Raw genomic sequence first — 5,585 nt, 5'->3', positions numbered from 1 at the left:
CGCCGCCGACGCCGCGTGGCCCGGGCGGGGCCCCTTCCGTGACCGGGTGAGCTCGTACCTGTCGGAGCGGGACGTGGCCGTCCGGATCGACGAGCGGGGCGGGGTCTGAGCGACGAGGCCCGCGCGAGTCGTCAGACGGGCCGATGACGCGAAGGTGATACCGCTCCAGTCTTGCGGTTTCACTTTCACTCCGCCTGCCTCACCTTTTTGTATGACCCCGCGCTTCGATCAGTTGCACGTCACACGCGTGCATTCCCCCATTTCCGTTTACCGGACCCCGACCACCGAGCGGCGGCCGCCGCCAGCGGTCACCCCTCGGAGTATCACCACTGACCGTTATCCGGGCCATCACCACTGGCCACTATCCAAGCCATCACCGGCCGGACCGGGCACGACCGGGAGCCGCCCGCGGACGACCGGAACCGATTAGCCGCCGGCGGCGACAGAACGCCGTATGCTCACGCTATCGGCGATCCGTGATGCCCGCGAACGGGTCGACAAGGTCGCCCGCCACACGCCCTTGGAACGGTCGCGGACGTTCTCGGAAATGACCGGCGCCGACGTTCATCTCAAACTGGAGAACTTTCAGCGCACCGGGGCGTTCAAGATCCGCGGCGCGACCAACCGGATCGCGACGCTGTCCGAGACCGACCGCGAGGCCGGGGTCGTTACGGCGAGCGCAGGGAACCACGCACAGGGGGTCGCGCTGGCCGCCGAGCGCGCGGGGGTCGACGCGACGGTCGTCATGCCGAAGTTCGCGCCCGTCTCGAAGGTGAAAGCCACCCGCGGGTACGGCGCGAACGTGCGGTTAGAGGGGACCGACTACGACGAGGCGCAGGCGTACGCCCACGAGCTCGAGCGCGAACTGGGCCTGACGTACGTCCACGCGTTCGACGACACGGCGGTGATGGCCGGCCAGGGCACGCTCGGACTGGAGATAGTCGACGATTGCCCCGACCTCGACACCGTCGTCGTCCCGATCGGCGGTGGCGGGCTGATCTCCGGCGTCGCCGTCGCGATCAAAGAGCAGCTCGACGACGTCCGCGTCGTCGGCGTGCAGGCGGAGGGGGCGGCAAGCGCGCCGGAGTCGTTGCGAACGGGCGAACGGCAGGAGATCGACAGCGTCGACACGATCGCCGACGGGATCGCGACCCGGTCGGTCGGCGAGAAGCCGTTCGCGATCATGCGTGAGTACGTCGACGAGGTCGTCGTGGTCGACGACCGCGAGATCGCCTTAGCACTCACGCTCCTGCTTGAACGCTCGAAGACGCTCGTCGAGGGCGCGGGCGCGGTCGCGCTCGCGGCCGTCCTCTCGGAAGCGTTCGAGTACGACGACGACGAGACGATCGTCGCCGCGCTGTGTGGCGGGAACATCGACCTCAACCGGCTCGGCACCGTGATCCGCCGCGGGCTCGTCCAGATGGGCCGCTACCTCAAGATCACGATCAATTTGAAGGACCGCCCGGGCGAACTGGAGCGCGTCTCCAGTATCGTCGCGCGCACCGGCGCGAACGTGTACGCCGTCCACCACGACCGCACTTCCCGAGATGTCGCCGTCAACGCGGCCGAGCTCGAGCTCGAGCTCGAAACCGACGACGCCGAACACGCCGCCGGTATCGTCGAAGAGCTCGAAGCCGAAGGGTACAACGTGGATATCCTCTCATAGCGCCGGCGACAGCCGTCACGTATCACATATCAGATCACACGAGACCGCTATCAGGCGGGAACCGGTATCACCCATGAAGGCGCGGCAATACGCTACCTGAGTTAACGGGAGAGTCTCGCCCCTTTAGGGCGGGCGTGAATCCGACACTCCACGTCATAAACCGCGTCGAGGCTCACGGCGGAGAGGATGTCATCTGACGACGGTTACCGGCGCTGCCGACCGCCGAACGATCTTCTCCGCGATGTTCCCGACGAGCAGCCGGTCGGCGAGGCTGCCGCCGTGGCTTCCGATGACGACCGCGTCGAACCCCTCGGTCATGTTTATCACTGCCCGAGCGGGGTGACCGATCCTGACGACCGTCTCGATCTCGACGTCGTACTCGGCGGCTATCTCATCTGCCCTTTCTAACAGGCCACTCGCGTTCTCTCGTGCGGCTGCTTGGGGATCGTCGGCGAGAGCGATCCCGGTCGCATCACCCATCATCAACGACGGCTCGCCGACGACGTGGAGCACAGTGATCTCGGCGTCTGGGTGTGCATCGAGCGCGTATCGGAGCGCACGCTCCGCCATCTCCGAGTCGTCCATCGGAACGAGTACGCGAGATATCATGAGTTACCTACGCACCGGGCAATGATGAAACCGGGTGATCGGTGGTCCGTGGCGTCCCGATCGTCTCTAAGGATATCGACCCGGTGCCGCCGGCGACGAGGATCATCCGACGAACGGGACGACGATGAAGAACACGTACGAGAGGAGCAACGCCACCGACGGACCGATGATCCACATCGAGACGTACTTCAGGATCGCTCGTGGATTGAACAGGTTTCCGGTGTTCAGCGCCTTTTTCGATTCCGGCTGGCCGATGGGTCTCGCGGTATCGCCGTCATCCGCAGTGATGGCACCGGTCGCGATCGGCGTCTCCGTCTGACCCGTCACCACGTCCCGGGCTGTAACGGGTCGGGTGGCCCGACCCCATCCGAGCCCGACGATGGTCATCACCATCGCCATCACGAGGCTGATCGGGATCCCCGCGTACGAGAGCGCGGTCGTGATCGTGGCGGCAGTCGTCATCACGATGAGCGCGGCCAAAAGCGGGATATCGCTCAGCTCGGTCCCCACCGATTCCATGGTCCGACGAGCTATCGTGAACCCACCGACCCCTATCGCGACCGTCGCGAGGGCGACCGCGTTCACCTCGCCGATCGCGTTGCTGCTTACGAGCGGTGCGACTGCGTTCGGGACGTTGCTCGCACCCGCACTAAATGCCATGTAACAGCCGATCATCAACACGACCACCGTGCTCACGAGCTCCCGTCGGTCCGTGTTCGGTCCGTATGTGAGGCGGGGAACCCGACCGCTTCGATCGAGAGTGAGAAGCGGTCCGTCGGAGACCGCGATCGCGAATCGCCGGTTGAGCTCCGGATACACGTACCGTCCGATCACTGCACCGACCCAGAAGCCGATTATCGGCGTGACGATCCACCACGAGACGATGGAGCCTATCGTTCCGTAATTCAGCGTTCCAGTCGCGAGCCCGAGCCCGGCGATGGACGCGACCGTCGTCATCGACGTCGGGACCGGCACGCCGAAGACGTTCGCGATGAGGATGCCGAGGCCGATGAAAAACAGCACGCCAACGCCGGCTTCGAGCGTGATCGGAATCGTAATGATATCTCCGGCGAGCGTGTCCATTACGTTTCGCCCGACCGTTATCCCGCCGAGAAACACGAAGAACGTCATCAACCCGGCAGCCGCCGTCTTCGAGAGAATACGCGCACCGACCGCCGGCCCCCACGCGATTCCGGTAGAGGATCCGCCAATATTGAATCCGACAAAGATCGACGCTGCAAGCCCTGCTAAAAGGACAATACTGAGAGACATAGCTACTAGTTGTCCGTCATCAATATAAGTATGCGGATGCGACATCAATAGTATTCATAAGTTATAGCCCGAGAGCGAACGTCGCGCCGCTCGGTTCCGGCTCAACGGTGTTGCACGAGGAGTTCGACATCGACTCCGGTGGAGAGGGACCAGCCCTGTAGCAGCTCCGTGTTGGCCACCCAAGCCGATCGGTCTACCGTATCAGCGCGTGTTCCTGATGAGCGTGTTCCCGGCGCCGTCGTGGGGTCAGTCGTCCGCGGCCGCGGCGTCGACTTCGGGTTCGTACAGCTCGCCGGCCCGCTCACGTTCCGAGAGGTAGTCGTCGGCGTCGAGCGCGGCCATCACGCCCATCCCGCCAGCGGTGACCGCCTGCTGATAGTGGTGATCGACCACGTCGCCCGCGCCGAAGACCCCCTCGACCGCGGTCGCGGTCTGGCCGCCGTCACGACCGCCCTGGGTCAGCAGGTAGCCGGCGTCGTCGAGCTCGACACCCGTTCCCTCCAAGAACTCGGTGTTCGGCGTGTGCCCGATGGCGTAGAACACCGCGCCCACCTCGAACTCGTACTCGTCGACCGCGTCGGCGGTCGCGGGGTCCTCCAGTTTCTCCTTGGGGTGGCCGTCCGGGTGCTCGACGAGGGTGACGCTCGTGATCCCCTCCTCGGCCGTACCATGGATCTCGGTGAGCTCCGTGTTCTTCAGGATCTCGATGTCGCCGTCGTCGACCTTGTCCATCACGCGGTCGATCCAGACGTCCTCGGCGCGGAACTCCTCGCGCCGGTGCGCGATGTAGACGGTGTCGGCGAACTTGGTGAGGAAGTTGGCCTCCTCCATCGCGGCGTCGCCGCCGCCGACGACGAGCATGTCCTCGTCGCGGAAGAACGCGCCGTCACACGTCGCACACGTCGAGAGCCCGTACCCCATCAGATCGTCCTCGCCGGGGACGCCAAGGGTGCGCGCGGACGCCCCGGAGGCGACGATCACGGCGTCCGCAGTGTACACGTCACCGTTCGTCAGCTCGACGCGGAAATGGCCCGCAGGCCGTTTCTCCACGTCGGCGACGATCCCGCTCTCGAACTCCGTACCGAACTTCCCCGCCTGCTCGCGCATCTCGTTGATGAGCTCGGGACCGGATATCCCGTCCGGGAACCCGGGATAGTTCTCCACGTCCGTCGTCAGCGTGAGCTGGCCGCCGGGCTCGTCGCCCTCGATCAACAGCGGCTCATTGTTCGACCGGGCGGCGTAGATCGCCGCGCTCAACGCGGCGATGCCGCTCCCGGCGACCAGTAGTCGTCGGTGTTCGAGTATTTCGTCACTCATACTATACTGTTCGTGACGGCGGGATATGTAGGTTGCGCTGATAGACCGTCACAGGACCCTCAAGGAGAACCCTCGTCAGCCGGGCGCGACCGCGACGAACACGGTCCGGTCGTCCTCGGGCCCGTACCCGTCCACCGTCTCGACGTCGAATCCGGCGTCGACGAGCGCGTCACGGGAGGCGTCGATGACGTCCGCCGTCGGGAGCGTTCCGTCGACGTCGTCGCCCTCGGCGACGTGGTCCTCGTCGAACGGGTGGAGGTCGTACGCGAGCCCGCCCTGTTGGACCCGGCCCGGCCGAGCCCACGCGTCGTCGAGGAACACGGCGGCGGCCTCGTCGCGGTACTCGGCGAGGACGTCCATCGCGTCGCCCACGACGTAGTGTTCGCCGTCGTCGATCTCGTGTCGGACCGCGTCGTCGGGGAGTCCCATCGAACACTACCCGTAGGGCCGTTCGTCGCATCAAGCTTCGGGGTACCGGCGTGCGGTTCTCACCGCTTGCGTGAGTGCCCCGATCAAACGCGTCCGGACACCGACAGCCAGTCCCACAGGAAGTGGGCTAGGACGGGGACCGAAACTAGCCACGCGATCGTCCGCGAGAGCTCGGGACCGGGGACCGGCAGGAGCGCGAGAAACACCGTCGACATGATCACGGCCCCGGTCGCTCGGCGGAACTGGCTCGGCGCGAGGTCCGCCACCGCGAGCCCCCGGTGCCGCCGCCAGC

At 65.7% G+C, this 5,585-nt stretch carries 5 protein-coding genes and 1 pseudogene; 1 reads left to right on the top strand and 5 read right to left on the bottom strand.

Going from position 1 to position 5,585, the window contains the following annotated elements; genetic code table 11:
- Positions 1-454: 454 nt before the first annotated feature.
- Entirely contained in the window at positions 455-1,666 is a 1,212-nt protein-coding gene (ilvA, locus tag ACFQEU_RS10605) for a threonine ammonia-lyase (RefSeq protein ID WP_379781933.1), read from the top strand.
- Positions 1,667-1,855: 189 nt separating this feature from the next.
- On the opposite strand, the gene ACFQEU_RS10600 is transcribed toward ilvA, so the two are convergent.
- The 5 genes and pseudogenes from ACFQEU_RS10600 to ACFQEU_RS10580 form a co-directional block, all read right to left on the bottom strand.
- Entirely contained in the window at positions 1,856-2,275 is a 420-nt protein-coding gene (locus ACFQEU_RS10600) for a universal stress protein (protein ID WP_379781931.1), read from the bottom strand.
- A 102-nt stretch (positions 2,276-2,377) separates the two neighbouring features.
- A complete protein-coding gene (locus ACFQEU_RS10595; RefSeq protein ID WP_379781929.1) occupies positions 2,378-3,547 on the bottom strand; it encodes an inorganic phosphate transporter in 1,170 nt (389 codons plus the stop codon).
- Between the two features lie 246 nt (positions 3,548-3,793).
- Entirely contained in the window at positions 3,794-4,864 is a 1,071-nt protein-coding gene (locus tag ACFQEU_RS10590) for an NAD(P)/FAD-dependent oxidoreductase (protein WP_379781927.1), read from the bottom strand.
- Positions 4,865-4,939: 75 nt separating this feature from the next.
- Positions 4,940-5,293, bottom strand: a complete 354-nt coding sequence (locus ACFQEU_RS10585; protein WP_379781925.1) for a class I SAM-dependent methyltransferase — start codon at positions 5,291-5,293, stop codon at positions 4,940-4,942.
- Between the two features lie 83 nt (positions 5,294-5,376).
- Positions 5,377-5,585, bottom strand: a pseudogene (locus tag ACFQEU_RS10580) (CDP-alcohol phosphatidyltransferase family protein); the annotation flags it as partial.

Origin of the sequence: Halorubrum tibetense, assembly GCF_042661865.1 — an archaeon.
Classification (GTDB): Archaea; Halobacteriota; Halobacteria; order Halobacteriales; family Haloferacaceae; genus Halorubrum; species Halorubrum tibetense.
This window is presented reverse-complemented; position numbering and strand designations above follow the sequence as displayed.

Coding starts and splice junctions, on each gene's coding strand:
- ilvA (WP_379781933.1), top strand. CDS start 455: ATGCTCACGCTATCGGCGATCCGTGATGCCCGCGAACGGGTCGACAAG.
- ACFQEU_RS10600 (WP_379781931.1), bottom strand. CDS start 2,275: ATGATATCTCGCGTACTCGTTCCGATGGACGACTCGGAGATGGCGGAG.
- ACFQEU_RS10595 (WP_379781929.1), bottom strand. CDS start 3,547: ATGTCTCTCAGTATTGTCCTTTTAGCAGGGCTTGCAGCGTCGATCTTT.
- ACFQEU_RS10590 (WP_379781927.1), bottom strand. CDS start 4,864: ATGAGTGACGAAATACTCGAACACCGACGACTACTGGTCGCCGGGAGC.
- ACFQEU_RS10585 (WP_379781925.1), bottom strand. CDS start 5,293: ATGGGACTCCCCGACGACGCGGTCCGACACGAGATCGACGACGGCGAA.